The 25,883-nt window shown below is 66.0% G+C and carries 19 protein-coding genes and 1 tRNA gene; 10 read left to right on the top strand and 10 right to left on the bottom strand.

Annotation, left to right across the window (positions count from 1 at the left end):
* Position 1 precedes the first annotated feature (1 nt).
* The 4 genes from GTZ99_RS08690 to GTZ99_RS08675 all read left to right on the top strand — a co-directional run bounded on the left by GTZ99_RS08690 (position 2) and on the right by GTZ99_RS08675 (position 3,703).
* A complete protein-coding gene (locus tag GTZ99_RS08690; RefSeq protein WP_161717914.1) occupies positions 2-1,087 on the top strand; it encodes a LacI family DNA-binding transcriptional regulator in 1,086 nt (361 codons plus the stop codon).
* Entirely contained in the window at positions 1,084-2,001 is a 918-nt protein-coding gene (locus GTZ99_RS08685; protein WP_161717912.1) for an NAD(P)-dependent oxidoreductase, read from the top strand. The genes GTZ99_RS08690 and GTZ99_RS08685 overlap by 4 nt, the downstream gene beginning before the upstream one ends.
* 64 nt (positions 2,002-2,065) lie before the next feature.
* Positions 2,066-3,415 (top strand): spinster family MFS transporter, encoded by a 1,350-nt coding sequence (locus GTZ99_RS08680; protein ID WP_161717909.1) that lies wholly within the window; start codon positions 2,066-2,068, stop codon positions 3,413-3,415.
* Positions 3,416-3,538: 123 nt separating this feature from the next.
* Positions 3,539-3,703, top strand: a complete 165-nt coding sequence (locus GTZ99_RS08675; protein WP_161717907.1) for a hypothetical protein — start codon at positions 3,539-3,541, stop codon at positions 3,701-3,703.
* A 148-nt stretch (positions 3,704-3,851) separates the two neighbouring features.
* Here GTZ99_RS08675 and GTZ99_RS08670 read toward each other — a convergent pair whose 3' ends face one another.
* Both GTZ99_RS08670 and GTZ99_RS08665 read right to left on the bottom strand, forming a co-directional pair.
* Entirely contained in the window at positions 3,852-4,796 is a 945-nt protein-coding gene (locus GTZ99_RS08670) for an isocitrate lyase/PEP mutase family protein (protein ID WP_161717905.1), read from the bottom strand.
* Between the two features lie 70 nt (positions 4,797-4,866).
* Positions 4,867-7,704: a TonB-dependent receptor domain-containing protein gene (locus tag GTZ99_RS08665; RefSeq protein WP_161717903.1), complete on the bottom strand. Its 2,838-nt coding sequence runs from the start codon at positions 7,702-7,704 to the stop codon at positions 4,867-4,869.
* Positions 7,705-8,220: 516 nt separating this feature from the next.
* Between GTZ99_RS08665 and GTZ99_RS08660 the strand changes: the two genes are divergently transcribed.
* Complete coding sequence (locus tag GTZ99_RS08660; protein WP_161717901.1) at positions 8,221-9,162, top strand: AEC family transporter; 942 nt, start codon at positions 8,221-8,223, stop codon at positions 9,160-9,162.
* 2 nt (positions 9,163-9,164) lie between these two features.
* Here the strand turns inward: GTZ99_RS08660 and GTZ99_RS08655 are convergent, their stop codons facing one another.
* The 3 genes from GTZ99_RS08655 to GTZ99_RS08645 form a co-directional block, all read right to left on the bottom strand.
* Entirely contained in the window at positions 9,165-10,952 is a 1,788-nt protein-coding gene (locus GTZ99_RS08655) for a hypothetical protein (RefSeq protein WP_161717900.1), read from the bottom strand.
* Positions 10,949-12,655: an Hsp70 family protein gene (locus tag GTZ99_RS08650; RefSeq protein ID WP_161717899.1), complete on the bottom strand. Its 1,707-nt coding sequence runs from the start codon at positions 12,653-12,655 to the stop codon at positions 10,949-10,951. The genes GTZ99_RS08655 and GTZ99_RS08650 overlap by 4 nt, the downstream gene beginning before the upstream one ends.
* 132 nt (positions 12,656-12,787) lie before the next feature.
* Positions 12,788-14,680 carry an ABC-F family ATP-binding cassette domain-containing protein gene (locus GTZ99_RS08645; RefSeq protein WP_161717898.1) on the bottom strand — a complete coding sequence of 631 codons (1,893 nt, stop codon included), beginning with the start codon at positions 14,678-14,680 and terminating at the stop codon, positions 12,788-12,790.
* 103 nt (positions 14,681-14,783) lie between these two features.
* Between GTZ99_RS08645 and trhO the strand changes: the two genes are divergently transcribed.
* The 3 genes from trhO to ubiM all read left to right on the top strand — a co-directional run bounded on the left by trhO (position 14,784) and on the right by ubiM (position 18,831).
* Positions 14,784-15,779, top strand: coding sequence for an oxygen-dependent tRNA uridine(34) hydroxylase TrhO (gene trhO, locus GTZ99_RS08640; protein ID WP_161717897.1), 996 nt, complete (start codon positions 14,784-14,786; stop codon positions 15,777-15,779).
* Between the two features lie 130 nt (positions 15,780-15,909).
* Complete coding sequence (locus GTZ99_RS08635) at positions 15,910-17,553, top strand: family 43 glycosylhydrolase (protein WP_201742442.1); 1,644 nt, start codon at positions 15,910-15,912, stop codon at positions 17,551-17,553.
* A gap of 105 nt (positions 17,554-17,658) precedes the next feature.
* Positions 17,659-18,831 (top strand): 5-demethoxyubiquinol-8 5-hydroxylase UbiM, encoded by a 1,173-nt coding sequence (gene ubiM / locus GTZ99_RS08630; protein ID WP_161717896.1) that lies wholly within the window; start codon positions 17,659-17,661, stop codon positions 18,829-18,831.
* Here the strand turns inward: ubiM and GTZ99_RS08625 are convergent.
* Positions 18,828-22,262 carry an acyl-[ACP]--phospholipid O-acyltransferase gene (locus GTZ99_RS08625; RefSeq protein ID WP_227711202.1) on the bottom strand — a complete coding sequence of 1,145 codons (3,435 nt, stop codon included), beginning with the start codon at positions 22,260-22,262 and terminating at the stop codon, positions 18,828-18,830. The two genes, ubiM and GTZ99_RS08625, sit on opposite strands and share 4 nt — an antisense overlap.
* A gap of 218 nt (positions 22,263-22,480) precedes the next feature.
* On the opposite strand from GTZ99_RS08625, the gene GTZ99_RS08620 reads away from it, so the two are divergent.
* Together GTZ99_RS08620 and GTZ99_RS08615 are read left to right on the top strand one after the other, a co-directional pair.
* Positions 22,481-23,095 (top strand): TetR/AcrR family transcriptional regulator, encoded by a 615-nt coding sequence (locus GTZ99_RS08620; RefSeq protein WP_161717895.1) that lies wholly within the window; start codon positions 22,481-22,483, stop codon positions 23,093-23,095.
* Positions 23,092-23,358 (top strand): hypothetical protein, encoded by a 267-nt coding sequence (locus GTZ99_RS08615; RefSeq protein WP_161717894.1) that lies wholly within the window; start codon positions 23,092-23,094, stop codon positions 23,356-23,358. The genes GTZ99_RS08620 and GTZ99_RS08615 overlap by 4 nt, the downstream gene beginning before the upstream one ends.
* Before the next feature lie 31 nt (positions 23,359-23,389).
* Here the strand turns inward: GTZ99_RS08615 and GTZ99_RS08610 are convergent.
* The 4 genes from GTZ99_RS08610 to GTZ99_RS08595 form a co-directional block, all read right to left on the bottom strand.
* Positions 23,390-23,465 (bottom strand) — tRNA-Lys (locus tag GTZ99_RS08610).
* Between the two features lie 17 nt (positions 23,466-23,482).
* Positions 23,483-24,046, bottom strand: coding sequence for a 2-amino-4-hydroxy-6-hydroxymethyldihydropteridine diphosphokinase (folK, locus tag GTZ99_RS08605; protein WP_161717893.1), 564 nt, complete (start codon positions 24,044-24,046; stop codon positions 23,483-23,485).
* A complete protein-coding gene (gene aguB, locus GTZ99_RS08600) occupies positions 24,039-24,908 on the bottom strand; it encodes an N-carbamoylputrescine amidase (protein ID WP_161717892.1) in 870 nt (289 codons plus the stop codon). Before aguB ends, folK begins: the two co-directional genes overlap by 8 nt.
* A 12-nt stretch (positions 24,909-24,920) precedes the next feature.
* Entirely contained in the window at positions 24,921-25,805 is an 885-nt protein-coding gene (locus GTZ99_RS08595; protein WP_227711201.1) for a class I SAM-dependent methyltransferase, read from the bottom strand.
* Positions 25,806-25,883 lie beyond the last annotated feature (78 nt).

The following is a 25,883-nucleotide window of genomic DNA, read 5'->3' as shown; positions in this document are numbered from 1 at the left end:
GATGAGCAGCACCAGCGAGGGGACCGTCCCGCCCGTCAAACCGCGTGGCAAAACGCGCGGCACCGGGCGGCCGACGATCCGCGATGTGTCGCAACTGGCGGGCGTGTCGCGCATGACCGTCAGCCGCGTGATCAGCGATCCCGATCTGGTGCTGCCTGCCACGCGCGAAAAGGTGCTCAAGGCCGTGGCCGATCTGGGCTATGTCCCCGACCGCGTGGCCGGCAGCCTGTCCAGCCGCCGCACCGGCTTTGTCGCGCTGATGCTGCCGACGCTGACCAACGCCAACTTTGCCGCCGTGGCACAGGGCCTGACCGAGCAATTGCGCGAAGCCGATTACCAGTTGCTGATCGCCTATACCGAATACAATCAGGCCGAGGAGGAGCGCCAGCTGAACAAGCTGCTGGCCCGCCGCCCCGAGGCGATCGTGATGACGGGCGCCTCGCACACGCGCAATGCGGCGCGGATGCTGATGCAATGCGATGTCCCCGTGATCGAGATCGCCGACCTGCCCAGCCAGCCGATCGACCATTCCATCGGCTTTTCCAATTACGAGGTGGGGCGCACCGCCGCGCGCCATCTGATCGAGCGCGGCTTTACCCGCATCGGCGCAGTGGGCGGATCGCAAGAGGCCGCCGTGCGCGACCATCGCGGCGAGGAACGTATGCGCGGGTTCGAGGACGAGCTGCGCTTTTCAGGCCTGGCGACCGATCTGGTGCTGCGCCACGGCAGCCCGCCATTGTCCTATGACCATGGCGCGGCGGCCATCGCCATCCTGTTGAAACGCGATCCGGGCATTCAGGCGGTGTTTGCCGTGTCCGACCTGTCGGCGGTGGGCGTGCTGATGGAATGCCAGCGCCGCCATGTGCCCGTGCCGGACAAGCTGTCGGTCATGGGTTTCGGCAATTTCGAGATCGGCGGCGAGGTCAACCCGCCGCTCACCACGGTGAATGTCAATTTCCGCGCGCTGGGTCAGCGGACGGGCGCGTTGATTCTGGAACTGCTGGGGCGCGATGGCGACACCCCCCCGCATATCGAGGACATCGGCCTCTCGATCATCGAGCGCGCCTCGGTTGGAAGAGTGAAATGAGCGAGCAGACGACAGGGACAACAGCCCCCCGTGCGGAGGAGATGCGCGTGGGCGTGATCGGCGTGGGGGTGATGGGATCAGCCATCGCCCGGCGCCTGATCGCCTGCGGCGCGGATGTGGCGCTGTTTGACCTGTCGGATGCGGCGATGGCCCCGCTGGTGGCACTGGGCGCGCGGGCCTGTGCCAGCCCGGCGCAGGCGGCGGCGGGCATGGACGCGGTGATCACCAGCCTGAACAGCGCCGCCATTGTCGAGGCCGCCGTGTTTGGCCCCGATGGCGTGGCGCAGGCCAGCCCCCTGCCCGGCCTGTTGATCGACATGTCCAGCATCGCGCCCGACCGCACCACGGCGCTGGCCGCGCGGCTGCGCGCGGACACGGGCGTGGCGTGGGTGGACGCGCCGCTGTCTGGTGGGGCGCCGGCCGCGCTGAAGGGTGAATTGACGCTGATGATCGGCGGCGAAGCAGATGATGTCGCGCAGGCGCAACCGGTGCTGGAGCTGCTCTCGGCGCGGGCCAGCCATATGGGCGCGGTGGGCGCGGGCCAGACGGTCAAGCTGGTGAACCAGATCCTGTGCGCGCTGAACTTTCTGGCCGTGGCCGAAGCGGTGCGCTTTGCCGAAGGGCATGGCATCGACGCCAGCCAGATCCCCGCCGCATTGGCCGGGGGCCGCGCCGACAGCCGCATCATGCAGGAATTCATGGCCAAGATGGCCGCACGCGATTTCAGCTCGACCGGGCGGATCGACAACATGTTGAAAGACCTGGAAACCGCGCAATCCGCCGCGCTGGCGGGGCGCATTCCCCTGCCGCTGACCAGCATGGCGGCCGATTTGCACCGGATGCTGGTGGCGGGCGGATACGGTCCGGCCGACAGCGCCGAATATATGCGCCTGTTCGATCTGGGCCACACATAGGCCCGGCGCGCAGCGCGCCACACCGCAAAAAAGCGGGTCGCACCATCATCAGAGGAGAGGACCGATGACCACCCCCGCCACGGCCGAAGCGCCTGCGCCGGACCAGCCCGACCACACCGATGCGCGCCCTTGGCCCAGCCCGGTGCGTGGCTGGTTGCTGGTCGGCCTGCTGGCGCTGGCCTCGATCGTGTCGCAGTTTGACCGCACCGTCATCAATCTGATGGTCGAACCGATCAAGGGCGCGTTTGGCCTGAACGACACACAATTCGGCATGTTGCAGGGGGTGGCGTTTGGCATCTTCTATATCACCGCCTGCGTGCCCATCGGGCGGTTGGCGGATCGGTATCAGCGGCGGGTAATCATCGGCGTCGCGCTGGCACTATGGAGCCTCTTTGCCATGGGGTCGGGACTGGCGCGCGGCTATTGGCAATTGTTCCTGACGCGCATCGGCGTGGCCGTGGGCGAGGCCAGCCTGTCACCGGCCGCCTTTTCGCTGTTGTCCGACCAGTTCCCGCCCGAGCGTCTGGGCAAACCGCTCAGCGGTTTCCTGATGAGCGCGCCGATTGGGCAAGGGCTGGCCTTCATGGGCGGGGGCAGCCTGCTGGTGTGGCTCAACACCTCGCCGGTGATGCATGGGGCGCTGTTTTCGGGACTGGCGCCGTGGCAGGCGGCGTTCATCATCGTGGCTCTGCCGGGGCTGGTACTGGCGCCGCTGTTCTTTCTGTTCCCCGAACCGCTGCGCCGTGGCACCGGCGGGCGCGACGCCCTGCCCGCCGCCGAGGTCTGGGGCATCGTGCGTGACCGCGCCCGCGCGCTGGCGCCGATGTTCGCCAGTTTCGCCTGTGTCAGCCTGGTGTCCTATGCCTTTGCCATCTGGACGCCCGCCCTGCTCTCGCGCAGCTATGGCTGGAGCCCGCAGCAGATCGGGTGGAGTTATGGCCCGATGCTGATGGTGTTTGGCACAGGCGGGGTATGGATGGGCGGCTGGTTGTCGGACCGTCTGGCCGCGCGGGGCCATAGCGATGCGCCGCTGCGGGTGGCGGCGGGCGGCTTTGCCATTGGGGGCGTGTGCGGCGCACTGGCCCCGCTGATGCCCAGCGCAGAGCTGGCGCTGGCGCTGTTGGCGCCCACGGTGTTCTTTGGCAATTTCCCCTATCCTTGCGCGGCGACATCGATCCAGCTGATCGTCCCCAACCGCGCCCGCGCACAGGTCAGCGCGCTGTATATCACACTGACCACGCTGGTCGGGCTGGCGATCGGGCCGATGGTGATTGGCGCGATCACCGACTATGTGTTCCGCAACCCGCACGAGATCCGCTATTCCATGGCGCTGGTCGTGGGCATGGCCGCGCCCACGATGGTGGGGCTGTTGCTGCTGGCGCTGCGCCCCTATCGAGCGCTGCGCGACGCCTGATCCCTCTAGCCTGACACGTAAACGCATCCCTGCCGCCCTTTGGGGTGGCAGGGATGTGGCGCATCGGGCATATCGGTTCCGGCACGGGACGAACCACCCTCCATGCCACAGGAGAAACCGGACATGGGTTTAGCACATCGCGCTCTGGCGATTGGCGCGGTTGTGGGGATGCTGGCCAGCATCGCCAATGGCGAGCCGCCGGAGAAAAGCATCGGCTCGATGGTGGCTGGCGCGGTGGTCGGCTGGATCATCGGGCGCTATCTGCAAAGCCGCAAGGCTCAGCGCTGAAGCGCGCGCCATACCGCATCGCCCCGCCACGCATGGGGGCGCAAAAATACCCCGGCCACCACCCGCCAGACGGCAGGCCATGACCGGGGCCAGTGACCCGGCCCGCAGCGGTCCTATCGCCACGGGCCAGGGAGGATGACGTCAAAGCTTAGAGGCGATCGTCGATCGCGCTGCGCACAAAGCCCTTGGGGAAGTCCTCCACCGCGTTGCCCACGATGGTGAAATCCTTGCGCGCGCCGCCAAAGCGGCTTTCCAGCTCCATATACGAATGGGGATCGAACAGCGGCGTGGCGCTCATGCCCATGATGCCGGTCGCGTCCTGCTTTTGGCAGGTATAGTGGCAGCCCTGCTGGGCGAAATTGTGGATGCCGTGCTCCAGCATGCCGTCCATCGCCGCCTTGAGCGTGTAATGCATGGTCAGGAAATTGAAGCCCAGCGGATAGATCTGCTCAACCGTCACGCCCGGCTTGCCGTCGATGTCGCGCACGTCGGGGAACATCTTCCAGCCCGGCACCTTGGCAGCGTTGACCTTGGCGTGGTCCAGCGTGCTGATGCGCACAACGGTACTCATCTTGGCGCCCATCTCGACGGCGGCGCGCATGCGCTCACAGCCCTCGTCCATTTCGGTTTCGGGGTCGGCGTTGGTGCGCGCGATCAGAAAACAGTTGGTGCCCTCCATCGCGGCCAGCGCGGCGCGCACCTTCTCGTAATATTTTTCACGCGGCAGCAGGCTGGTGGAATTCTCCATGTCGCCCGAATCTTCCAGCTGCAACGCCGTCGCACCCGCCGCGATCATCCGCTTGGTGCTGCGATACACCGCCAGCGGCCCGCCAAAGCCGTCCTCGATATCGGCGGCCATGGGGATCGCATTGGTCTGCGTCACGCGGCTGCACATCCATTCAATGTCGGTCAGGTTCGAAAAACCATAGTCGATCACGCCATTCATCGCGATCGACACTTCGCCGCCAGACAGCATCATCGCCGGAAAGCCCACCATTTCCACCGCGCGCGCCGATGCGCAGTCATAGACGCAAGGGGCCACTACACAGCGGTCCGCTTCCATCAGGACCTGTTCCAGAGATTTCTTTGCCATCATCGTCACCTTTGTCTGTGCCTTTCCCCGCCCGCCCGAGGGAGGACGGGCCGGGGAAAGGCGGGTATGCTTACATCTTGACGCGCGCGCCGATGCGGAAGTTGCGGCCGATCGGGTCGAAATAGACCTGATTGGTCGCGCCTTGCGCGCTGGCGGCCATCGGCGGATCCTTGTCCATCAGATTGTTGATCACGCCAAACAGTTCAAACCGGTCGTTGATCTTTACCGTGGTGCCCAGATCCAGATAGAACCGGCCAGCCACGCGGTTGCTGCTCACGCTGTTCGAGGCGGTGGCGGTATAGCCCGGATCTTCGGGCCCAACCATCAGCACGTCAAACTTGCCGCCGGGGATATAGCGGCCATGCAGGTTCAGCTTCACCTTGCCGATGTTCCAGCCGATGTTGCCATCCACGATCCAGCACGGCACACCCGTGGTGGTGCCGGGGCGATAGCCGGTCTGGCACACGCGGTCGGTCACGCCCACGCTGTCACGGGTCGAAAACTCCAGATAGCGCGTGGCGATCAGGTTGACATCGACCGAACCCAGCGGGCCGGTATGCGTGCTATAGGCCAGGTTGATGTCCAGACCGCGCACCTTTTGCTGGTTCACGTTCTGCAACACGTCCTGCACCACGGTCAGCGCATTGGTGCTGTCGCGGGTGATGAACGAGCAGAACTCGGTCGCGCCCGAATTGCAGCGGTTGACCACGGTCTGCGCGCCCAGCGTGGCGATCGCCCCGTTGATGCGGATCGAGAAGTAATCGACCGAGAGTTGCAGCGAGCGGGCAAACGGCAGACGCGGGCTGAGTACCGCGCCGATGGTGAAGGTATCGGCCTTTTCCGCCTGCAGGCGCGGGTTGGCGCCCGAGTATGACGTGACCTGCACCTGCGCCCCGGCATTGGCCGGATCAACCACGGTGGTGCGGCCGGACGTCACCGGGCCGTACAGCTCGGCGATGTTGGGCGCGCGGATGTCGCGCGAACGTGTCGCGCGCAGGCGCAGCATGTCGAACGGCTCCCACACGCCGCCAAACTTCCACGTCGTCACCGCCAGGCTGGAACTGGCCAGACCGGGGCTGGAGCGGTTGTAATGGGTGCGGCGGATCGCGCCATTCAGCTCCAGCTTGCGCACCAGCGGCAGGTCGGCCAGCACGGGGGCATTGCCTTCCAGATAGCCTTCGGTGACTTCCAGCGTGCCACTGATCGCCTTGCCGTTGAACGACCAGAACGCGTTCGAGGCCGAGAGCGCGTCAGCCGCGCCGCTCATCGAATCGCGGCGCCATTCGCCACCGCCCGCCACGCTGAACATGCCGCCCGGCAGGCGGAACAGATCGGCCTGCAGATTGGCGGCCAGCACATGCTGATCGGTGTTGATCGCCTGATAGCCCGATGGCGCGATATAGGCCTTGCCCGCGGCCGAGATATTGCCCGAACCGAACAGGTTGACCGGCACGCAATTGGGATCGGTGACCGTTACAGCGTTGATCCGGCACACGATGTTGCTGCCCACCTGCACGGCGTCCGCCGCATTGGCCACGCGCGCGGCGACGATGTTGCCGCTATAGTCCTGACGGAACTCGTTGCGGCCGTACTGGTAATAGGCGTCCCACTTGATCGCGCTGGAAATCCGGCCCTCGGCGGAAAAGACCGCGCGATAGGTCTTGTTCATGCTGTGGTTGACCGACCCCTTGAGATCGGTGAACGCGCGGCCCAGCGAGAAGGAGGTGATGGCGTTGGCGTCCATGATCGCGGCGACCGCGCCGGGCAGATAGGCGTTGTCCCGCCGGATCGTCACGGTCGAGCGCGCGTCCGAACCGATCACCATGCCGCGCACCTGACCATAGCTCAGGTCCATGCCCAGCTTCAGCGCGTCCGACACCTCGTAATCGCCATGGGCAAAGCCGACCACGCGTTCGACCGGCGGCATCAGCAAAATGCCGTCAAGGAAGCCGTTGCGGCTGCTTTCCTCGCCCCCGCCGGTGAACAGCGGTGAGGGGTTGGTGCCATAGATCGTGCCGAAATTGTAATTGTGATAGGTGCCGTCGGGGTTGAAGGCGATGCCGCGCAGCGGGCCGCTGGCGGCCACAATCAACCCGCCCGACGACAGCGTGCCGGTGCCGGCCGGGCCGGTACGCAGGCTGGCGGGCAGGCCGTTCCAGCCGGCGGTGTTGCCCACCAGCTGCTCGTTCGGGCACCACGAGCGGGTGTAGCAATCGCCCATGCCGGTGGCATTGTCATATTCCGCGCCGATGACAAAATGGCCCGCGCCGTCGGCAAATTTGGTGCCCCAGGCCAGCTGGACGTTCTGCGAATTGGCATCGCCCCGCTGCGAGAACCCGGCCTGCGCCGAGGCCTTGAACCCGGTAAAGGTGCGATCAAGGATGAAGTTGACCACACCGGCCACCGCGTCCGAACCATAGGCCGCCGAAGCGCCACCCGTCACCACCTCGGCGCGCTTGACCAGCATCGAGGGGACCAGATTGACGTCAACCGTGCCGGTGGTGGTGGACGGCACGAACCGCTTGCCATCGACCAGCACCAGCGTGCGGGTCGAGCCCAGACCGCGCAGATCCAGAATGCGCGCGCCCACATTGCCGCCCACCGCCTGTTGCGTGGCGGGCGTGATCAGCGGACGGAACAGCGGCGTTTCGTTCAGCGCATCGGCCACGTTGGTGACAGCGCGGCTCTGCATCGCCTCGGCGCCCACAACGGTGACCGGGGTCGGCGCCTGAAAACCGTTCTGTTTGATTCGCGATCCGGTGACGATGATTTCGGCATCGGTGGCCTTGGGCGCGGCAGGCGCGGGCGCCTCCTGAGCCAGTACGGCAGGCGCCAGCATGGTGCTACACAGCAGCCCCAGACCGATGGCAAAGCGGCGCCCCATGGCCGCGTCTTGACGCAATTTCATCACAGCCCCTCCTTGAATTCTCGCCCATGCTTCAGCGGGCCTTATGGGACCGATATCATAAAACAACATCAAGTCAACACAGGTCCTGCGGCCCCTTGGTAAACGCCCCAGGGAATGGCCGTTTTATGATTTTCTATCAGCAGCATATTCTTGGCCTTTGGCATTGCCAAACGCCACCGTATCCCTCCTGCGGTAACGCATGATGATATCGAGATCATGGCGATTTCCCGACAGATTCGGGGCCTGCGCCAAGGGATCTCCTCCTTCCCGGCGGGGGACGACAGCGCGGTGAGATGGTGACGCCCCCTCCCACCGCCCATTCCATGCCCGGCGCAAGGCCGTCATGGTATCGGTCCCGCCCCGCATTCCACCCACAGAAACAATGCCTTGCGCGCGGCCATATTCCCGCCCGGCGCCCGGATCAGCGCCACACCGTTACCAATGTCCGGCGCCAGATCTGACCGTCAGGGGTTGACGACAGCGCCAAGCTGGCCAAAACGGCGCATTATGTTGTCAATGATAGCGATAATCACCCCTGTTTTCCTGCTTATCGGGCTGGGATTTGGCATTGGGCGGCTGGGGCTGTTCAGCCCTGATCATGTGCGCGGCTTTGGCCGCTTCGTCCTGCTGGTGGCGCTGCCCGCGCTGGTGTTCAACGCGCTGGCAAACACCCATATCAGTCAGGTGCTGCGCGCCGACTATCTGGTGGTCTATGGGCTGGCCTCGTTGGGCAGCATGGGGCTGGGCTATGCGTGGTTCCGTCTGGCGGCCGGATGCGACACGGCAACGGCGGCGGTGCGGGGCTTGGGCATGTCGCTGTCCAATACCGCCTTTGTCGGCTTTCCATTGGCGACACAATTGTTTGGCCCGGCCGCTGCGGGGCCTTTGGCGATCAACCTGCTGGTCGAAAACATTGTCATCATCCCGCTGACGCTGACCCTGATCGAGGCATCCACCAGCCAGCACCCGCATATTGGCCAAACGCTGGCGACGATTGGCAAAGGGTTGTTGCGCACGCCGATCCTGATCGCCATCCTGCTGGGGGGCGCGTGCTCGCTGGCGGGCGTCAGCCTGCCGCCGGTGCTGGCAAAGCCGGTGGCGATGATGGCGGGTGCATCGGCGCCGCTGGCGCTGTTCACCATCGGGGCCAGTCTGGCGGGGGTCAGCCTGCATGGGCGGCGCGGCGCGATTGCCGGGATCACGGTGGGCAAGCTGTTGGTGCATCCGGCGCTGGCCGCGGTGCTGCTGTGGCTGATTCCGGTGGGCGATCCGGTGTTTGCCACGATGGTGATCTTGGCGGCGGCGATTCCCACCGCTTCGGTCTTTCCGATCATCGCCCAACGCGCCGACGACGTGGAAACCACCAGTGCCGCGCTGTTGGTGGCAACGGCCGTGTCGTTTGTGACGCTGGTGGTGGTGATGGGGATGCTGGGCGTGCATTTGCCCGCCCATCCCTGAATTTACAGGATCATCAATATCTTGCTCTTTTCCGGCCCGCCCCATTTCAGCGTGGCGCGCAACAGGGCGCGGGTGATGGCGCAACGGTCGGCCTTGGTACTTTTGTTCATCAGCGCGGCCGTGACACGCTTGTCGGCAAAGCCGGTTTCCTTGATCACCTGATCGACCAGCGCGCCGGGGATCGAGGCCTGAACGCGCGCGGCATTGGGCGCGGGCACGATCAGCCGCCCACTCTCGACCTGCTGAACGAACAGCGCCTGTTCGCGCGCCGCAAAACCATCGGGCAGGCGCGCGTCGGGGGGCATTTCCATGCGGTCCATCATCGCCACGCAGGACATGTCATCCACCTTGGCCGCCGCATCCAGCAGCATCAGCCGCAGCCGCATCGCCTCCACCAGCTCGGCCCCGCCTGCCTTGCGCGCGGCGAAATAGCTGCGTTGGCGCAGGTTGTGCAGGATGGTCTGTTGCGGCGGCGTGCCGGCGGTGTTGTCGATGGCGATCGACAGGTTGGACGCCATCATCTGCGCCAGTTCGGGGTTCGCCTTGCGCAGCCAAGCCACATCATGGCCGGGGCCGAACGTCACCGTCAGCAGCCCGCCCATCATCGCCTGAAACTTGGGGTTTTCCTGCTGCGCCGCGATGCTGACGGGGTCGGGCGTGCGGTTTTCGTGGCTGTGGTTGATGTCGGCGGCAAAGCGCAACAGGCCGATCACGATGATGATCCACATCGCGCTGGTGGGAAATCCGCCCTCCTTGTGCTTGGCGGCGGGGCGCTCCCACGACTGCACCCGCAACGGGTCCAGATAGCTTTCCACCTCGGGGAAATCGTGGCGGATCTGTTTCAACAGGGCGGCGACCCGCGCGGGGCGGAACACCATGCGGTGCATCACGTTGGCCTCTCCGGCACGCGACAGTTCGGTCCATGCCGCGTGGTGTGGGTGGCCCGGTTGCTGCACCGCGCGGTAAAACAGATATCCCGACAGGCGCGCGTTCAGAAAGGCGATGTTGGGCGCCTCGTTCAGATGGCCCGCCACCTTGCGCCAGCCCATGGCGTTGGCAGCTTCCTCCAGAATGGGGGCGCAGCGCGGCCAACTGCGGCGCAACGTGCCCGCCAGCCAGCGCTCGATCGCGTCATGGGTCGCCAGATTGGCGTGGGCCGCATCGTTCAGGATGTCGCGCAGGCACAGCCTTGCCTCCAACTCCTCGGCGTCAGTCAGGGGCTTGTCATCCTCGTCTCCATGGCGCAGCAACAGGCCGTACAGCCGTTCGTCACTGCGCTGAATGGGGCGGAAACCGGGCTGTTCGGCCAGTGCCGCCCCTGCCCCCGACAGCACCGGGACAATGAACGGGCTGGCCACCACCAGCGGCGCCACCACCGGCCCAATGGCGGGACGACACACCCGCACCAGCGGCTGCACCCGGCCGGGCAGCGCGGCCACGCGGGCGGGCAAAGCGGGGCCCTCACCGGGCGACGAACACACCAGCCGTGCGCCCGCATGGGGCCAGCCATCAGCCACAGGGGCCAAGGCGGGCAGGGCCAGATCGGGCGCGGGTTCGGCGGCGTCCACATCCACCGCGTCCCGCGCCATATCGTCCAATGGCGCGTCAGCGGCGGCGCGCTGTTTGGCCAGCCGCAGCGCATAATCGCGCGCGTCGCGCAATTGGGCATAGCCCGCCGCGTCCGCGTCGATATCCATCGCCTTTAGCCGGGTGGCATAGGCGCGACGGATCGCCCCGGCGTCCGCGTCAGCCGTGATCCCCAGCACACCCCAAGGGAAAGCGCGGCTCACAAGATGGTCTGCCCGTCCAGCATGTCCAAATTGGTCTGCAACATCTGCCGCGCGTCAGCGATGCGGCGCGGGTCTTGTGAATTCAACGCGCCGGTAAATTCGGTGATCCAGCGCCCCACCGCCTGCCGCACCTCGCCCAGATGATCCTCGTACATGCGTTCGGCCCGCGCGATCAGCGCGACATTCTCGGCCGCCTCGCGCGGGTGGAATTTCAGCCGGGCCAGCGCCTCGCGGCGGCGGGCCATTTCGGCGGCGTCCGGGCGGCTTTCCTTGTCCATGATCACCATGTTCTGGGTCAACCCGCTGTCGGGCACATGCACGTCGACATCCAGCAAACCGCTGCTGTCATAGGAAAAACGCACCTCCACCCGAACCTCGCCCGCGGGACGTTGCGGCAGTTTGACCTTCAGCACACCCAGCAGGATGTTGTTGGCCACCTCGCGCGCCTCGCCCTGATAGACGTTCAGGTCGATCTGCTTTTGATTGTCGGCGAGGCTGGAATAGGTCTCCATCCGGCTGACGGGGACGGGGGTGTTGCGCTCGATGATGGGCGAGAACAGCCCCTTTTGCAGGCCGCCATGGGCGTCATGCTCGGCCACTTCGATCCCCAGCGTATAGGGGCAGACGTCAGTGATCCGCACCTCGTCCAGCGCCGCGTCGCGCGCGATCAGCCCGGCCTGCATCGCCGCGCCCAAGGCAACGGCGTGATCGGGGTGGACGCTGCTGTTGGGGAAACGGCCGAACATGCGGGTGATGGCGCGGCGCACCACCGGCATACGCGTTGCCCCGCCCACCAGCACAATGTCGGACAGATCCGCCGCATCCACGCAGCAATCGCGCAAGGACCGCACCACCGGATCTCGCAACCGGCGCAGCAGATCCTCGCAGGCGGTTTCGAAAGCGGCCTCGGTCACAGGGGTCGACAGGGTTTGGCCATCGATGGTGACGGCAAATTGCGCGGTGTCGGCAGTGCTGAGCACATGACGGGCGCGTTGGGCGGCACGGGTCAACAGGATGCGGCGGCGTTCGGCGTCCAGCCCGTTCAACACGCCGTCCGGGTCCAGATCGCCCATCACCAGCCCCACCAGCGCGGCGTTGAAATCATCCCCGCCCAGCCGGTTGTCGCCTGCCGAGGCGCGCACCTCGACGATGCCCTCGAACATCTCGACAATGGAGACGTCAAACGTGCCCCCGCCCAGATCGAAAACCAGAAACGGCTCGCGGTCGCCCTTGTCCTTCAGACCAAAGGCCAGCGCGGCGGCGGTGGGCTCGTTGATCAGGCGGCGCACGTTCAGCCCCGCCAACTCGCCCGCGCGGCGCGTTGCCTGACGCTGACGGTCGTTAAAATAGGCGGGCACGGTGATCACCACATCGGTGGGCGCCTGCCCGGTGTGCGCCTCGACATCATCGCGCAGGGCGCGCAGCACCAGCGCCGAGATATCCTCGGCCTTGTACTGCGTCCCGCCCAGATTGGTGGTGCGCGCCGTGCCCATCAGCCGTTTGAAACTGGTGGCGGTGTTCAGCGGGTCGGTGGCCAGCCGGTCCAGCGCGGGCGCGCCGATCAGTGTCGTGCCATCGCGGGCGACATGCACCGCCGAAGGGGTCAATACTTCACCCAGCGCGTTTGGCACCAGTTCCGCCGCGCCATCGCGCCAGATGGCCACCGCGCTATTGGTCGTCCCCAGATCAATCCCGATCAGCATGTCTCACCCGTCCTGCCGCCCCCAACACGGGTTGGCGCCCCAGACACAGGTCTTAGAACAGGCGTGGACCAAAGGTAAATATTGGCGCATGAAAACGGTGCCAATATTTGCCCGATCAGGACAAGGGCGGCCTCAGCCGTCGATCTGCTCGCTCCATTCCAGCCATTGCGCCTCAACCGTTTCCAATTGCGCAATCAGGTCGTCGCGCTTTTTCGCCAATTGGCCGATGGACTGTGTGGCCTTGGCCGGATTGGCCAGCGCCGCGTCGATGGTGGCGATCTCGGCTTGCAGCTTGGCCATGTCCTTTTCGGCCCGCGCCAGCTTCTTGTTCAGCTCCTTCAGCGCGGCCCAGGCGATCTGGCTGGGCTTGACCGCAGGAGCGGCGGCGGCGGGCGCGGCGCTGCCGGACGCGGCGGGCTTGGCGGCGACTTCAGGCTTGGGCTGGTTGCGGCCCAGCACAAAGTCAATGTAATCCTCCATGCTGCCGTCAAAGGGCGTGGCCGCCCCGCCATCGACCAGCACCAGCCGGTCAGCGGTCAGTTCGACCATGTGGCGATCGTGGCTGATCAGGATCACCGCGCCCTGATAGGCGTTCAATGCCTGCACCAGCGCCTCACGCGCGTCGACGTCAAGGTGGTTGGTCGGTTCGTCCAGGATCAACAGATGCGGCGCGTCGCGCGTCACCAGCGCCAGCGCCAGACGGGCGCGCTCACCACCCGACAGGCGGGCGACCTCGGTCGTGGCCTTGTCACCGGAAAAGCCGAAACGGCCCAGATGCGCGCGCACCTCCAGCGGGTTGCGGCCCGGCATGGCGCGGGTCATGTGCAACAGCGGCGTGTCCTCGCCGGCCAGTTCCTCGACCTGATATTGCGTGAAATAGCCGATGTTCAGCTTGCCGCTGGTGGTCATCTCGCCTTCCATCGCGGGCAATTGCCCGGCCAGCAGGCGCGCCAGCGTCGTCTTGCCATTGCCGTTGCGGCCCAGCAGGGCAATGCGGTCATCCGGGTCGATCCGCAGGTTCAGGCGTTTCAAAATCGGCGTGTCGCCATAGCCCACCGCCGCCTTGTCCAGCGTGATCAGGGGCGGGCGCAGTTCATCGGGATCGGGGAAGTTGAAGGACAGCGAGGGATCGTCCGCCAGCGCGGCGATGGGCTGCATCTTGGCCAGCATCTTGGCGCGGGACTGGGCCTGTTTGGCGGTGCTGGCGCGGGCCGAATTGCGGCGGACGTAATCCTCCAGCTTGGCGCGCTGGGCGTCCTGCGCGGCCTTGGCGGCGGCGGCCTGCGCGGCGCGCTCGGCCCGCTGGCGCTCAAAACTGTCATAGCCGCCCGCATACAGCGTCAGTTTGCCCCCCTGCAGGTGCAGGATGTGGTCGACGACATTGTTCAACAGGTCGCGCTCGTGGCTGATGATCAACAGCGTGCCGGGGTAGGACCGCAGAAAGTTCTCCAGCCACAGCGTCGCTTCCAGATCGAGGTGGTTGGAGGGTTCGTCCAGCAACAGCACGTCAGGCGCGGAAAACAGCAGGGCGGCCAGCGCGACGCGCATCTTCCACCCGCCGGAATAGGAATCCAGCGGGCGGGCCTGCATCTCCTCGGTAAAGCCAAGGCCCAGCAGGATGCGCGCGGCACGGGCCGGGCCGGTATAGGCGTCGATCGCGATCAGCCGGTCGTGCACATCGCCCAGCCGCTGATGGTCGGCGCCCTCGCTCTCGTCGGCCTCCAGCACCTCGGCCTCGGCCAACAGGGCAGCGCGTTCAAGGTCGGCAGCCAGCACGGTTTCAAACGGCGTGGAGGTTCCGGTGGGGGCCTCCTGCGCGATATAGCCCAGACGGGCGCGGCGGGGCATGTCGATACTGCCATCGTCGGGATCGATCTGACCGATGATCGCCTTGACCAGCGTGGATTTGCCCGCGCCATTGCGCCCGACCAAGCCTACCCGCGCACCTGTCGGCAGGCTGGCAGAGGCGCGGTCGATAATGGTGCGGCCACCCAGGCGCACGGTGATGTCATGGATCGTCAGCATGGCCGCCGCCTAGCAGGGGTTGGCCCCATGGGCCAGAGCCAATGGCCACAGGGACAATGCGCCCGCTTTTGCCCGGCCCCATTTGCCGCTATGGGCCCGCCCCATGACCCAGACCACCGACACCACCGTCAGCGTCGCCGCGCTATATCAGTTTGCCCGCTTTGCCGAACATGGGCTGGACCACCGCGATCTGCGCGCGCCGCTGATGACGCTGGCGCAGGACAACGGCATTCGCGGCAGCCTGTTGCTGGCGGCTGAAGGGATCAACGGCACCATCGCGGGCCTGCGCGAAGGGCTGGACGCGATGCTGGCGCATATCCGCGCGCTGCCGGGCTGCGGCGGGGTGGATGTCAAATTCTCCACCGCCCCAGCCATGCCGTTTGACCGGATGAAGGTGCGGTTGAAGCAGGAGATCGTCACCATGGGCCAGCCCGATCTAGACCCTTTGCGCGATGTGGGCACCTATGTCGCGCCGCAGGACTGGAACGCGCTGATTGCCGATCCGGGCACGATCCTGATCGACACCCGCAATGATTACGAGGTGGCCGTGGGCACCTTTGCCGGGGCGATTGATCCACGCACGCGCTCGTTCCGCGAATTTCCCGAATGGTTCCGGGCACAACGTGACGACCTGCTGGGGACGGGCACCCCGCCCCGTGTGGCGATGTTCTGCACCGGCGGCATCCGTTGCGAAAAATCCACCGCTTTCCTCAAGGCCGAAGGGATCGAGGAGGTCTATCACCTGAAGGGCGGCATCCTGAAATATCTGGAAGAGATCGCGCCCGAAGACAGCCTGTGGCAGGGCGAATGCTATGTCTTTGATCACCGGGTGACGGTGGGGCATGGCCTGGTGCCGGGCGATTACACCGCCTGCGCGGGCTGTGGCCGCCCGGTGGGCGCCGCGCACAAGGCCGACCCGCTGTATGAGGAAGGCGTGTGTTGCCCCGCCTGCCATGACGAGCGCACGCCCGAACAACACGCCACCGCGCGCGCGCGCCATGCCCAGCAATTGCATCAGGCGCAGGCCGCCGCCCGCGCCGCCAAGGTGGCCGATGCCCGCGCCCGCAACGCCGCCAAACAGGCCGCGCAAAAAGGCTGAACACACCACCTGACCGCCTGACACCCCCTCGCCCTGCGTGCTGACGCCTTGCCAGCGCGCGGGGGCAAGTATAGAACCACCGCCATGATAGCGCTAACGCCATCTAGCGGGCGCCAAGGGGAGGATACACATGACCACTCGCCGCAACGCCCTGACCACGCTGATGTCGGGCACGATGGGGGCCGCGCTGACGAGCCATGCGCCGATCGCCATGGCCGCACCCGCCCGCCGCGCGCCCAATGCCCCCAGCGCCACACACGCCACCGGGCCAGAGGGCGAACGCCGCGCCGATCTGGGCAATGGCTGGTATCGCAATCCCGTTATGCCGGGTGATTATGCCGATCCCGCGATCCTCAAGGATGGCGAGGATTATTACATGACCCATTCCAGCTTTGACGCCTCGCCGGGGTTGATCATCTGGCATTCGCGCGATCTGGTGAACTGGCGCCCCATCGGGTCGGCGCTGGCAAAGCCGCTGGGCACGGTGTTTGCCGTCGACATCGCCAAGCATAACGGCCGCTATTACATCTATATCCCCTTCATGAAGGCCCCATGGTCGACCGGACTGGCCAGTTTCGCCAACATCTATGTCATCCACGCCGACAGCATGGCCGGCCCGTGGAGCGAGCCTGTCGACCTGAAGATCGGCGGGCTGATCGATCCGGGCCATGTGGTGGGCGAGGATGGCAAGCGTTACCTGTTCCTGTCAGGCATCAACCGGGTGCAATTGTCGGACGATGGCCTGTCCACCACTGGCCCGGTGGAAAAGGCCTATGATGGATGGCACTACCCCGACACTTGGGTAACCGAGGGCTATTCGCTGGAGGGGCCCAAGCTGTTCCGCCGGGGCAAGTGGTTCTATCTGGTTTCAGCCGTGGGCGGCACGGCCGGCCCTGCCACCAGCCATATGGTGATCGTCGCGCGCGCCGCCTCGATCAAGGGGCCTTGGGAGAACTGCCCGCACAACCCGATCGTCCGCACCCGGTCCGACGCCGAGGCATGGTGGTCGCGCGGCCATGCCACCATGGTGCCTGGGCCAAAGGGCGGCGACCATTGGTACATGGTCTATCACGGCTATGAGAACGGCTATCGCTCGCTGGGCCGCCAGACCTTGCTGGAGCCGATGACGTGGGGGGCTGATGGCTGGCCGCGCGCGCTGGGCGGCGATCTGGGGATCGCGCTGCCGATGCCCAGCGGCAAGGCTGGCGTGCCAGTGCCCTTCACCCGCTCGGACGATTTCACCACACCCGCGTTCGGCACACGCTGGACGTTCTATGGCGCGGCCCCGGGCGAAGTCACGCGGGCAAAGGTGGGCGGCGGCGTGCTGGAAATGGCGGCCAAGGGCACCGGGCCTGCCGATTGCTCGCCCCTGACGCAGACGGTGGGCGACCACGCCTATGAAATCAGCGTCGAGGTGGACGTGGACGAGGGCGCCGAGGGCGGGCTGTTGCTGTTCTATAACGACCGGCTGTTTCTGGGCATGGGGATCAACGGGCAACGCATGGTCACCTATCGCGGTGGTCACGTCAGCTTTTGGGGGGAACCGGCGCCCGCCACCCGCCGCCTGTGGCTGAAGATCGTCAATGACCGTCACATCGTCACGTTCTATTACAGCACCGATGGGCAGGCATGGACCCGCCACGGCATCCGCAGCGAAGTCAGCGGTTTTCAGGCAAACACGGTGGACGACCTGTCGCAATTGCGCCCCGGCCTGTTCGCCGCGGCCAAGGGCACGGTGCGGTTCAGCCACTATCGCTTCCGCGCGCTGGGGTAACGGGCGCCAGGATAACGGGGGAACGCCGGGTTTGACCGGGGTCATTTAACCATCCGCCCAGCCCTGCCACTGTCCGCGCCATGGCGGCAACAGGCAGGCAGGGCGATGAGCGCGTTTGACATAGTGGTGGTGGGTGCGGGCCCGGCGGGTCTGGCTTTTGTCCGGGGGCTGGCGGGCAGCGGCCTGCGCATTGCCCTGATCGAGCGCAGCAGCGCCGCCACGCTGGCCGATCCGCCGTTTGACGGGCGCGAGATCGCCCTGACGCTGCGCTCGGCCGAGACGCTGGCGGCGATGGGCGCGTGGGACCGCATTACCGCTGACGACATCGCCCCGCTGGTTCAGGCGCAGGTGCTGAACGGCGCCTCGCCCTTTGCGTTGTCGTTTGATCCGACCGGCAGCGCGCATGACCGGCTGGGCAATCTGGTGCCCAACCACGCCATCCGCCGCGCGCTGTATCAGGTGGTGGCGGGGCAGGACGGGCTGACCCTGTTTGACAATGCCACGGTGGTGGGCGGCGGCACCGACGCCGATGGTGTGTGGGTGGATTTGGTCGATGGGCGGCGGCTGACCGGGCGGCTGCTGGTGGCGGCGGACTCGCGCTTTTCGGCGGTGCGCGACTGGCTGGGGATCGGGGCGGACATCAACCGGCTGGGCAAATCCATGCTGGTGTGCCGCGTGCGCCATCAGGGCGATCACCATGGCATCGCCACCGAATGGTTCGACTATGCCCAGACATATGCCATGCTGCCACTGAACGGGCGGATGTCATCGGCGGTGCTGACGCTGCCGTCCGATCAGATCAACCGCATCGCCGCCCTGCCCTTGGCCGAGTTGTCGGCGGAACTGACGCGGCGCTATGACGCGCGGCTGGGCGAAATGGAGGCCGTGGGCAGTCCCCATGCCTATCCGCTGGCCACCACATGGGCGCACCATTTTGCCGCGCGGCGGGCGGCGCTGATTGGCGATGCGGCGGTGGGGATGCACCCGGTAACGGCGCATGGGTTCAATCTGGGGCTGGCCAGCGCGGACCGTCTGGCCGGGCTGGTGGCCGATGCCGCCGCGCAGGGGCGCGATATCGCGGGCAACCTGTTGCTGCGCCGGTACGAGGCCGGGCACCGTATTGCCGCCCGCCCGTTGTATGTCGGCACCAATATGCTGGTCGGGCTGTACACCGCCACGCATCCCGCCGCGCGGATGGCGCGCCATGCGGCCCTGCGCGCGGCGGCCCGCCTGCCGCGCCTGCGACAGGGGGTCAGCACGCTGTTGATGCGGCGTTAGGCGGCCTCTTCCTCGGTTTCATCCGCAGGGGTGGAGGGCGCGGCGCTGGCCATCTGGGACAGCGTCACATAATCCACCTTGCCCGTGCCCAGCACCGGCAATTCGCCCAGCACGCGGATGTCGCGCGGGATCATAAGCTCGGTCGCGCCATGCGCCCGGCCCCATTGCAACAGCGCCTTGGGCTCGGCCGCCGGAAAGGTGGTGAACAGCACCAGCGCCTCGCCCTTTTTCGGGTCTGGGCGGGTGACGATCGCATGGGCATGGCCGGGCCAGCACTGGCTGGCATAGCTCTCGACGGCGGGCAGGCTGACCATCTCGCCGCCGATCTTGGCAAAGCGTTTGGCGCGGCCCTTGATGCTGATGAACCCGGCATCGTCCAGCGCGACAATGTCGCCGGTGTCGTGCCAGCCATCGGCCGGGGGCTGCAACACGCCCGGATCGCTGGCCAGCAAATAGCCCGCCATGACATTGGGCCCGCGCACATACAGCCGCGCGCCCTCTGTGATGCCGGGAACGGGTTCCAGTTTGGCCTCGATCCCCGGCAACAGGCGGCCCACGGTGCCCGCCTGGAAATGCATCGGCGTGTTGACCGCGATCACCGGCGCGCATTCGGTCGCGCCATAGCCTTCCATGATGCGCAGGCCGAATTTGTCGGCATAGGTCAGGCGCGTTTCGGCCCGCACCTTTTCCGCGCCGGCAAAGATATAACGCAGGCTGTAGAAGTCATAGCCATGCGCCATCCGGGCATAGCCTGACAGGAACGTGTCAGTGCCAAACAGGATCGTCGCGTTGCAGTCATAGGCCAGTGCCGGGACGATGCGGTAATGCAACGGGCTGGGATACATCACCGTGCGGATGCCGTTGAGCAGCGGCAGCAATGTGCCCCCCGTCAGCCCGAACGAGTGGAACACCGGCAGCGCGTTAAGCACCACATCTGACGCATTGAAATCGATCCGCGCGCCCAGTTGCGCCAGATTGGACAACAGGTTGCGGTGGGTCAGCACCACGCCCTTGGGCACGCCCTCGGACCCGCTGGTGAACAGCACCACGGCGGGCGCGTCGGGGCTGATGGCCAATGCCGCATGCCGCGCGGCGGCGCGGCCCACGGTGGCCAGCGCCCACAGCTTTTCACCCTTGCCGATGGTGGCGGCCAGATCCTCCAGATAGGTGATGGTCAGCCCGTCATCGGCCAGTGCGGCGATGGTGTCGCCCAATTTGGCCTGATCGACAAAGGCGCGGGCGGTGACAATCGTGCCGATCCGCGCCGTGGCACAGGCCGAACGCATATTGGCCAGCCCAACGGTGAAATTCAGCATCGCGGGCACGCGGCCCTTTGCCTGCAACGCAAAGAACGCCACCACCGCGCCGTTGATATTGGGCAGCAACAGGCCCACGACCTCTCCGGGGGCGGTCTGCGCCGCCAGCCGTTTGCCCAGCAATTGCGTGCCCACCAACAGGCGGTCATAGGACAAAGGCTCGCGCTTGATGTCCTCCAGCACGCGGGCCTTGCCGCCGTGGATGGCGCGCGCCTGCGCCAATGCGGCAAACAGCGTGCTGTCCGTGGCCGAGGTGGCAAAGATCATGCCGCTCATTTCATCATACAGGCGGCGGCCGGCGATGGCGCGGCGGGCGCGCGCGCTCATCTCGCCCTCGACGCGGAACTGGCGCGGGGGCAGGACGGTGATGGTGATCTTGGGGAACCAGCGCAGGCGGACCTTGCCCCGCAGGCGCGAAAACGGCGTGTATTGCGGCCCGTCCAGCCGGATCGGAATGATCGGCGCATCGGCCTTGTCAGCCACCATGCCGGGGCCGTCAAACACCTTCATCAGCGCGCCGGTGACAGTGATGCGGCCTTCGGGAAAGATCACCAGAGCATTGCCCTCGCGCACGGTCTTGACCATCGCCTTGGCGGCCATGGGGTTGGTGGGATCGACCGGGAACGCCTTGAACAATTTCAGCAAAGGCTGGATCCACCACGCCCGCGCGATCGCGGTATGGATGGCAAAGGTCGGCTTGCCGGGCAAAAACGCGCCCAGCAACAGCCCATCCAGAAACGAGAGGTGATTGACCACCACCACCGCCGGTTCACCCGCGCGGGGCATATGCTCGATGCCTGTAACCTCGACGCGATAGAGCGCGCGCAGGGTCAGGCGGATCACGTCCTTGAACAGCGTTTCAGGCAACAGCCAGATGCTGACAAGCGCCACGCCCAGCGTCGCCACGCCCAGCACGCCGATCAGGTCGGGCACATCCATCCCCGCCGCCAGCAAGCCCGTCACCACCAGCACCGCCACCACCGTCAGCGCGGCATTGACGATGTTGTTGGCCGCGATGATGCGCGAACATTCGCCTTCGGGGCTGTGGACCTGAATGATGGCATAGAGGGGCACGATGAACATCCCCCCGGCAAAGGCGATCAGCCCCAGCGCGGCCAGAATGCCCCATGCGCCCGGCGTTGCCATGAATTGCGCGATCGATGCGCCCGCCACCTGCACGGCAAAGCCGCGCGTCACCCACCACAGGGCGATCAACCCCAGCGCCAGCCCCAACGCCGAGGCGGGGATATAGCGCGCCGAGACCTCGCCGCGTTGCAGGGCGTTGACCGCCATCGCGCCGGCCGCCACGGCCAGCGAAAAGATGATCAGGAACAGCGTGGCGATCTCTTGGCGCGCGGCCAGTGTGCCCGAAACCAGCGGCGCGAATTCGGAAACCAGCACCGCCCCCACGGCAAAGAACCAGCTGGTCCCCAAAATGGCCAACCACACGCCGCGCGTCTGCCGCGCGCTGTGCAGGATGGTGCGGGTGCCGCGCCAGATGTGCCAGTCAATTGGCGCGGATGCGGCGGGCGGCGCGGCGGGCACGCCCCATGCCGCGATCAGCCCCAGCACCGCCAGCCCGGTCAGCACCAGCCCGGCCGTTTGCGGCGGGATCACACCGGCCAGCAATTGCCCGCCCAGAATGGCCAGAAACGTGCCCCCCTCGATCAGGCCGGTGCCGCCCATGATTTCATCGCCGCGCAAATGCTGTGGCAGGATGGCGTATTTCACCGGCCCGAACAGCGTCGAATGCAGCCCCATGGCAAACAGGCTGGCCAGCAGCACCGGCACCGACTGCGCCCAGAACCCGGCCAGCGCGATCCCCATGATCGCCACCTCGGCCGCCTTGATCCAGCGGATCAGCCGCGCCTTGTCCCACGCATCGGCGATCTGCCCCGCCAGCGCCGAAAACAGGAAATAGGGCAGGATGAACAACCCCGTGGCGATTGCCGCCAGCATTTTCGCCTTGTCCGGCTGGGCTGCGTACAGACCGAAATTCGCCAGAAACAACATGGCGAATTTCAACAGGTTATCGTTGAACGCCCCCAAAAACTGCACAACAAACACCGGGGCAAAGCGGCGTTTGGCCAACAGGGACAGATCAACAGCGGCCATGATGGGGCGTTCCTTTGTCGCAGAATTGGATCAGTAGATGCACGTATCAGCGTTAATATTTCGCCGTCGCCGCGCCGCTGAGCGGTTCACACTTCCCAGCGGCACGATCGAATCAGCGACTGCACACGAATTGCCACACAAATATACACCGTTCAATTGATTTATTAGACATCGTTCAATTGATACCCTATGCCCCCGCTGCACACACAGGAACACCCATGGGCCGCCGATCCGATCACACCCGTCCGCAACTGTCCGAATTGATCCTGCGCGAAGGCCAGGCCCATCTGGCGCAGGTCGGCTTTGCCGCCTTTTCCGCGCGCGAAGTGGCCAAGCGCGTGGGCTATTCAATCGGCACGCTGTATAACGTGTTTGGCAGCTATGACGGGCTGATGCTGGCGATCAACGGGCGCACGCTGACCGATTGGCACGATGCGCTGGCCGCCGCATTGCAGGCCGCGCCGCTGGACGACCCACAGGCCCGCCTGCATGCGGCGATCCGCGCCTATTTCGATTTTGCCACCGCCAACCGGCATGTATGGACGGCGCTGTATGATTTCCGCCTGCCGCCCGATGCCCCCATGCCCGCCGATTATGCGGCCAAACTGGCCGGGCTGACCGGACTGGTGGTGGCCGAAGTCGCCGCCGCCCTGCCCCCCGCGCGGCGTGACGCGGCCCCCGCCCTTGCCCGCTCGCTCTTGGCCTGCGTGCATGGGCACTGCTTTTTCGCGCTGAACGGCACCTTTGCCCTGCTGGGCGAGGACGACCCGCTGGGGGCGGCACTGGCCCGCGTCGCCGAAGCCATCGCCGCCGCCCAAGGCCCCGCCGCATGAGCCGCAAGCGCCGCTATTTGACGGCCACCATGCCCGACGGTTACGTCAAAACCATTGGCCCCACGGCGGACCGTTTCACCCATTATTGGCGCATTGTCGCCGAACTGGAAAACGGCAAGACCGAGGTGTTCTGGGGCCACACAAAGTCGCTGGCCGAAGCCCGCCGCCTGCGCGCGCCCGCCGAGGAAGGCGCGAAAATGCGCGGCTGGAAAAGCTATCGTTTTGAAATTGCCGAACTGGTGGAGACCGACGCTCCGTCCTGACTACCCCAACCCACGAACAAAACACGGGTGGTGGTGAGCCCTGCTGGATTCGAACCAGCGACCTACTGATTAAAAGTCAGTTGCTCTACCGACTGAGCTAAGGGCCCGCCTTGGGTGTCAGCGGTCAGACCGCGGTGACTCGCGCAGGGCGAGGCGTCCCCCTAGGGGCGTGACGGCTCCGGGTCAAGCGGGCGAATTGCTGTCGCAGTGTCAAACCTGTGTGTGGATCGCGCCAATAGGGGGCAATCGCGGCCGCCGGGCGCAAAACAAAATCGCGCGAACGATAGGCGCGGTGCGGCACGTACAGGTTGCTTTGCCGCCAGATGCCCCCGTCCCACAGCACAATGTCGATATCCAGCACCCGCGATCCCCAGCGCTGTCCGGGGCGGCGGCCGAAGGCGGCCTCGACATGTTTGACCACCGCCAACAGCGCATCGGGCGCAAGGCGGCTGCGCACCACCACCGCGCCATTGGCATAGCGGCGCAGCGAGGGGCCAACCGGATCGCTGGTCATGACCGGCGCCACCGCCTCCAGCGTCACACCCAGCGCGCGCATCCCCGCCAGCACGCGCACGGCGGCGGCCAGCACCCCTTCGGGCGCGCCGAAACGACCGTGCGGCACATTGGACCCCAGCGCCAGAACATAGCGCCATTCCCGCTGCGTGACGGTCGTTTGCGGTTCAGACATCCTGCGCCAACCTTTCGTACAATTGCGGCCGCCGATCGCGGAAAAAGCCCATGCCCGCGCGGTGCGTGGCCGCCCGCGCCAGATCCAGCGTGGCGTGCAGCACGCCGGTTTCCTGCGCGCCATAATCGGCCAGAAAATCGCCCCACTCGTCACAGATAAAGCTGTGGCCATAGAACGCCTGCGCGCCGGCAGCGCCGGGCATGGTTTCGGCGCCGATGCGGTTGGCGGCGATCACCGGCATGCAATTGGACACCGCATGACCGATCATCGCGCGGCGCCACATGCGGCTGGTGTCCAGCCCGGTGTCATAGGGTTCGGACCCGATGGCGGTGGGGTACAGCAACACTTCGGCCCCCATCAGCGCCATGGCGCGCGCGCATTCGGGATACCATTGGTCCCAACAGATGCCCACACCAATGCGGGTGCCAAACACATCCCACACCTTGAAGCCCGTATTGCCCGGCCGGAAATAATATTTTTCCTCATAGCCCGGCCCATCGGGGATATGGCTTTTGCGATAGGTGCCCATGATCGCGCCATCCGGGCCGATCATCGCCAGCGTGTTATAGTAATGGTGCCCATCGCGTTCGAAAAAGCTGGTGGGGATGGCCACCTTCAGCTTGGCCGCCAATGCCTGCATGGCGATCACGCTGGGGTGCTGCGCGGTCGGGCGGGCCAGAGCGAACAGCGCCTCATCCTCGACCGTGCAGAAATAGGGGCCCGAAAACAGCTCTGGCGGCAGGATCAGTTGCGCGCCAGCGGCGGCAGCCTCCTCGACCAACGCGCAAACGGCGGCAATGTTTACCTTTTCGTCCTCGGACCCCAAAGGCAGTTGAAGGGCGGCGACATGAAGTAAGCTCATGCCGCCTCCATATCAGGGCCGCTTTCTGAACAAAAGCGTCATTCGGTCACTTTCGCCAATCGCGGTCATGCGGGCGCGGTCAGCGTCCGTCTTGGCCCCGCGCAGGAACGGCGGCAACATCCACACGCCTTCGGGGTGGTTGGCCGGGTCGCGCGGGTTGGCGTTGACCTCGCTCTTGGCCACCAGTTCAAAGCCATGCGCCTCAACCATGGCGATCACGTCCCGCTCGCGCAGATAGCCGTCATTGCCGATGGTGCGCGCGGCCGGCGCGCCGGGCTTGGCGCGGTGCTGTTCGATGCCCAGCAGGCCATCGGGCTTGAGCAAGCCGTGGATCGCCAAAAGCTCGCGGCGCATCCAGTTGCCGCGCCATAGATTGTGCATCTCGCGGAAGATCAGCACGCGGTCGACCGTGCCGTTCAGCGCGGCAGGCAGGCCATCGGTGTTATAGGCGGGCAGGCGTTCGACGGGCACGCCGGTATATTCCGCCGCCTTGGCCGGGAAGCTGTTGGCCAGCCCGCCCAGAAAGTTGCGCGTCTGCTCGCCATCCTTGGACACATCGGGGTTCAGGCCGATGTAATGGCCATTTTCGCCCAGATAGGGCACCAGAATGCGCGTCCACCACCCGCCGGACGGCATGTAATCCACCACCGTCATCCCCGGCTTGACCCGGAAAAAGGCCAGCGTTTGGGCCGGGTGGCGGTATTTATCGCGAGCCGTGTCGTCCTTGCGGCGCGGATCGGCCAGGATTTGCGCCATGCTGGGCGCGGGTGCGGGTTTGGTGACCGCAGGGGCGGTTTGCGCCTGCGTTGCGGCGGCCGGCAGCATCAGCGCGCCCGCGCCGATCAGCGCGCTGGCGGCCAATACGGCACGGCGGAACAGGGGGGTATGGCTCGGCATATGGGTCTCCCGGGACATCGGGGCGTGACCGGTCGCTTGTCTGTGGCCCGCCCCTGTCCCAAAGGGTGCCCGTCACAC

Origin of the sequence: Novosphingobium ovatum, assembly GCF_009909235.1 — a bacterium.
Taxonomy (GTDB): domain Bacteria; phylum Pseudomonadota; class Alphaproteobacteria; order Sphingomonadales; family Sphingomonadaceae; genus Novosphingobium; species Novosphingobium ovatum.
The sequence above is the reverse complement of the archived record's forward strand: the minus strand, read 5'-3'. Positions and strand labels throughout refer to the sequence as shown.

Excerpts from the sequence above, each read along its gene's own strand:
- GTZ99_RS08690 (WP_161717914.1), top strand. The coding sequence starts at position 2 with ATGAGCAGCACCAGCGAGGGGACCGTCCCGCCCGTCAAACCGCGTGGC.
- GTZ99_RS08685 (WP_161717912.1), top strand. The coding sequence starts at position 1,084 with ATGAGCGAGCAGACGACAGGGACAACAGCCCCCCGTGCGGAGGAGATG.
- GTZ99_RS08680 (WP_161717909.1), top strand. The coding sequence starts at position 2,066 with ATGACCACCCCCGCCACGGCCGAAGCGCCTGCGCCGGACCAGCCCGAC.
- GTZ99_RS08675 (WP_161717907.1), top strand. The coding sequence starts at position 3,539 with ATGGGTTTAGCACATCGCGCTCTGGCGATTGGCGCGGTTGTGGGGATG.
- GTZ99_RS08670 (WP_161717905.1), bottom strand. The coding sequence starts at position 4,796 with ATGGCAAAGAAATCTCTGGAACAGGTCCTGATGGAAGCGGACCGCTGT.
- GTZ99_RS08665 (WP_161717903.1), bottom strand. The coding sequence starts at position 7,704 with ATGAAATTGCGTCAAGACGCGGCCATGGGGCGCCGCTTTGCCATCGGT.
- GTZ99_RS08660 (WP_161717901.1), top strand. The coding sequence starts at position 8,221 with ATGATAGCGATAATCACCCCTGTTTTCCTGCTTATCGGGCTGGGATTT.
- GTZ99_RS08650 (WP_161717899.1), bottom strand. The coding sequence starts at position 12,655 with ATGCTGATCGGGATTGATCTGGGGACGACCAATAGCGCGGTGGCCATC.
- GTZ99_RS08645 (WP_161717898.1), bottom strand. The coding sequence starts at position 14,680 with ATGCTGACGATCCATGACATCACCGTGCGCCTGGGTGGCCGCACCATT.
- trhO (WP_161717897.1), top strand. The coding sequence starts at position 14,784 with ATGACCCAGACCACCGACACCACCGTCAGCGTCGCCGCGCTATATCAG.
- GTZ99_RS08635 (WP_201742442.1), top strand. The coding sequence starts at position 15,910 with ATGACCACTCGCCGCAACGCCCTGACCACGCTGATGTCGGGCACGATG.
- ubiM (WP_161717896.1), top strand. The coding sequence starts at position 17,659 with ATGAGCGCGTTTGACATAGTGGTGGTGGGTGCGGGCCCGGCGGGTCTG.
- GTZ99_RS08625 (WP_227711202.1), bottom strand. The coding sequence starts at position 22,262 with ATGGCCGCTGTTGATCTGTCCCTGTTGGCCAAACGCCGCTTTGCCCCG.
- GTZ99_RS08620 (WP_161717895.1), top strand. The coding sequence starts at position 22,481 with ATGGGCCGCCGATCCGATCACACCCGTCCGCAACTGTCCGAATTGATC.
- GTZ99_RS08615 (WP_161717894.1), top strand. The coding sequence starts at position 23,092 with ATGAGCCGCAAGCGCCGCTATTTGACGGCCACCATGCCCGACGGTTAC.
- folK (WP_161717893.1), bottom strand. The coding sequence starts at position 24,046 with ATGTCTGAACCGCAAACGACCGTCACGCAGCGGGAATGGCGCTATGTT.
- aguB (WP_161717892.1), bottom strand. The coding sequence starts at position 24,908 with ATGAGCTTACTTCATGTCGCCGCCCTTCAACTGCCTTTGGGGTCCGAG.
- GTZ99_RS08595 (WP_227711201.1), bottom strand. The coding sequence starts at position 25,805 with ATGCCGAGCCATACCCCCCTGTTCCGCCGTGCCGTATTGGCCGCCAGC.